Genomic DNA, 3,412 nt, shown 5'->3' with positions numbered 1-3,412 from the left:
TTCACAAAATCTTCACAAAAGAATTAGCACTCACCTATTGACAGTGCTAACAACAAGTGTTATATTACATTTAGAACAAAGGAAAGGGAATAAAAAGAAAGCAATTCCCAATCCAATGTGAAAAAGCAACACCTCGGATTTCTCCGATAGTGCTAAAAGATTTAGTTATGGAAGGAGATATGACTTATGTTGAGACCTAGTATTTTGGGAGAAGATTTATTTGATGAAATGATGAGTTTTCCTTTTGGGGATGAATTTTTTGGGAAGAAGAATCCGTTGTACGGCAAGAATGCAAAGAACATGATGAAGACAGATGTAAAAGAGCTGGATGATGGCTATGAAGTAGACATTGACCTGCCAGGCTTCAAGAAAGAGGAAGTGAGCGTCGAGCTGAAGGATGGTTATCTTACTGTTTCCGCAGCCAAGGGACTTGATAAGGATGAAAAGGATGAGAAGTCCGGAAGGTACATCCGCAGAGAGCGTTATGCAGGCAGCATGAGCAGAAGCTTTTATGTGGGTGAGAATGTGACTCAGGATGACGTGAAGGCAAAATATGAGAATGGTATTCTGAGGCTGAGTGTTCCCAAGAAGGAAGCAAAGGCCGTTACTCAGAATAATTACATTGCCATTGAATAAAATCTGAATTGTGAAAGAAAATAGAAAGAAGAAAAGGAGAGATGACTTATGTTGATGCCTAGTGTTTTTGGAGAAAATTTATTTGATGATGATTGGTTTAGCTTTCCGTTTGAAAGCGAATTCTTTGGGAGGAAAAATCCTCTGTACGGCAAGCATGCGAAAAATATGATGAAGACGGACATCCGGGAGACGGACGAGGGCTATGAGCTGGATATTGATCTGCCTGGCTTTAAGAAAGAGGAGATTAATGCAAAGCTGGAGAATGGCTACCTGACCGTTACCGCCTCCAAGGGTCTTGACAAGGATAAAGAGGATAAAAAGGGCAAATATATCCGTCAGGAGCGTTATGCGGGCAGCATGAGCAGAAGCTTCTATGTGGGCGAGAATCTGCGCCAGGAGGATATCAAAGCGAAATATGAGCACGGTATTTTGAAGCTGAGCGTGCCTAAAGAGCAGCCCAAAGCCGTGGAAGAGAACAAGTATATTGCAATTGAAGGCTGAGACTGATATCTTAAATAGTGATTCCCTTGGGGAGGAGGAGACTTCTCCCCAAGGGGATTTTTGTTTTTCGGAATGAGATTTAAAAATGGACTTTGGGAAAGCTTTTTTATATAATAGGTTTAAGATGTGTGTGATTAGAATACGGAGGGATGGCAATGAGAATACTGCTTGCTGAGGACGAGAAGGATTTGAACCGTATCATCAGCCAGAAGCTTACATCGGATGGGTATGGAGTGGACAGCTGCTATGACGGTCTTGAGGCTCTGGAGCATTTTAGAAGCACAACATACGATGCGGCTATTTTGGATATCATGATGCCGAAGATGGATGGAATCACATTGCTTAAGAAAATCAGACAGGAGGGAAACCAGACGCCTGTGCTGATTCTGACAGCCAGGGATGCGGTATTGGACAAGGTAACCGGATTGGACAGCGGTGCAAACGATTATCTGGTAAAGCCTTTTTCCTTTGAGGAGCTGGGAGCCAGACTGCGGGCTATAACCAGAAGCGTCTTCGGAAAATCCAGCAGCGTGCTGGCTGTGGCAGATTTGACCCTGGACACTGCAACCCATGAGGTAAAGCGGGCTGGAAAAGAGATTATACTTTCGGCCAAGGAATATGCACTGTTAGAGTATCTTATGTACAATAAGGGCGTGGTGCTGTCCAGGGAAAGAATTGAAGATCACATTTGGAATTATGACTACGAGGGCGGCACCAACGTGGTGGATGTATATATCAGCTACCTGCGCAAAAAGATTGACAGCGGTCATGAGACAAAGCTGATACATACCCTCCGCGGCAGAGGCTATGTGCTGAAGGAAGGACTGTAAATGAAGAGATTGTCCATAAGATTGAAAGTAACCATCTGGTTTGCAGCGGCTTTGTTTTTAAATTCTGTTCTCCTGTTTGCGGCTATTTTGTCTGTAAGCAATTCTGTGATTCAAAAAACAATACGGGACAACCTGGTAGAGACGGTGATGGATAATGTGGACGAAATAGCGTTTTTTAAAGCAGGTGACATGAGCCGGTATGCAAATGACTGGGATCACTACATTGTTTATGGTAGCGGATTTTTGGAGATTGACGATGATTTCCTTGACGCGGTAAACGAGGTATATACCTCGTTAGTGTATGCTGACGGCAGTCTGTTGTATGGAGAAAACCCTATTTTCCCTGGTACGTCAAAGCTGGCATTTTTGGATGGAGAGATTCAGAGTCTTCGGGTGAATGGAACGCTGTACTATATTTATGATAAAGAGCTGACAAGGGATGGACTGGAGGGCTTATGGCTGCGTGGAATTGTGTCAGAGAGACAGGGGGAGTCGCAGCTTTCCGCCATTACAGGTCTTTCCATCATCCTGCTTCCGGCCCTTGCGATTTTGGCCATTGTGGGAGGATACATGGTGGCAGGAAGGGCGTTAAAGCCCATTCAGAAGATTTCTGCCGCAGCAGCCCAGATACGCCAGGGCGGTGATCTGAAAAAAAGGATAGAGCTGGGTGAGGGCAAGGATGAGCTTCATGAGCTTGCAGATAATTTCAATCAGATGTTTGAACGGCTGGATGACTCCTTTGAAGCGGAGAGACGTTTTACCTCCGATGCCTCCCATGAACTGAGAACTCCCATGTCGGTGATTATGGCCCAGTGTGAATATACACTGGAAAAGCCAAGAAGTGTGGAAGAGTACCAGGAAGCGCTGGAGGTGATACACAGACAAGGCAGCAGGATGTCGGGACTGATTCGGGACATGCTGGATTTTACAAGGCTGGAGGGTAAGGCAGAGAGCTTTGGAAGGGAGATTGTAGATTTATCGGAGCTTGCCGCGTCGGTCTGCGAGGATATGGCACTGGTGCAGGAGAAGGGGATTCAGCTCACCAGCAGGATTCAGGAAGGCGTGCTTGTGGAAGGCAACAGAAGCCTGCTTTCCAGACTGCTTGTAAATCTGATTACCAACGCATACCGCTATGGAAGGGAAAATGGAGAAATCCGGGTCACTCTGGAGGAGGACGAAAAGGAGATACGGCTTCTCGTGGCGGATAATGGAATCGGCATTGCCGACGAGGATCAGGAAAAAATTTTTTCCCGGTTTTATCAGGTGGACGCTTCCAGGACAGGCAGAGGCAGTGGGCTTGGGCTTTCTATGGTGTGGCAGATTGCCCAGTTTCACGGCGGGCAAATCACGGTGAAAAGCCAGTTAGGAGAGGGAAGCTGCTTTATTTTTTCCATTCCGAAAAAAAATATTTGATTCTAATGTTGTTTTAATATTTGGTTTTTATA

The 3,412-nt window shown here is 45.3% G+C and carries 4 protein-coding genes; all 4 read left to right on the top strand.

What is annotated here, in order from left to right:
* Window positions 1–186: 186 nt before the first annotated feature.
* The 4 genes from AC1WIP_RS13385 to AC1WIP_RS13370 all read left to right on the top strand — a co-directional run bounded on the left by AC1WIP_RS13385 (window position 187) and on the right by AC1WIP_RS13370 (window position 3,380).
* A complete protein-coding gene (locus AC1WIP_RS13385) occupies window positions 187–636 on the top strand; it encodes an Hsp20/alpha crystallin family protein (protein WP_481142295.1) in 450 nt (149 codons plus the stop codon).
* 48 nt (window positions 637–684) lie between these two features.
* A complete protein-coding gene (locus AC1WIP_RS13380) occupies window positions 685–1,137 on the top strand; it encodes an Hsp20/alpha crystallin family protein (RefSeq protein ID WP_481142294.1) in 453 nt (150 codons plus the stop codon).
* 155 nt (window positions 1,138–1,292) lie between these two features.
* Window positions 1,293–1,967: a response regulator transcription factor gene (locus tag AC1WIP_RS13375; protein WP_481142293.1), complete on the top strand. Its 675-nt coding sequence runs from the start codon at window positions 1,293–1,295 to the stop codon at window positions 1,965–1,967.
* Complete coding sequence (locus tag AC1WIP_RS13370) at window positions 1,968–3,380, top strand: sensor histidine kinase (protein WP_481142292.1); 1,413 nt, start codon at window positions 1,968–1,970, stop codon at window positions 3,378–3,380.
* Window positions 3,381–3,412 lie beyond the last annotated feature (32 nt).

It is taken from the genome of Acetatifactor sp., assembly GCF_982438285.1.
The sequence above is the reverse complement of the archived record's forward strand: the minus strand, read 5'-3'. Positions and strand labels throughout refer to the sequence as shown.

Coding starts and splice junctions, on each gene's coding strand:
- AC1WIP_RS13385 (WP_481142295.1), top strand. CDS start 187: ATGTTGAGACCTAGTATTTTGGGAGAAGATTTATTTGATGAAATGATG.
- AC1WIP_RS13380 (WP_481142294.1), top strand. CDS start 685: ATGTTGATGCCTAGTGTTTTTGGAGAAAATTTATTTGATGATGATTGG.
- AC1WIP_RS13375 (WP_481142293.1), top strand. CDS start 1,293: ATGAGAATACTGCTTGCTGAGGACGAGAAGGATTTGAACCGTATCATC.
- AC1WIP_RS13370 (WP_481142292.1), top strand. CDS start 1,968: ATGAAGAGATTGTCCATAAGATTGAAAGTAACCATCTGGTTTGCAGCG.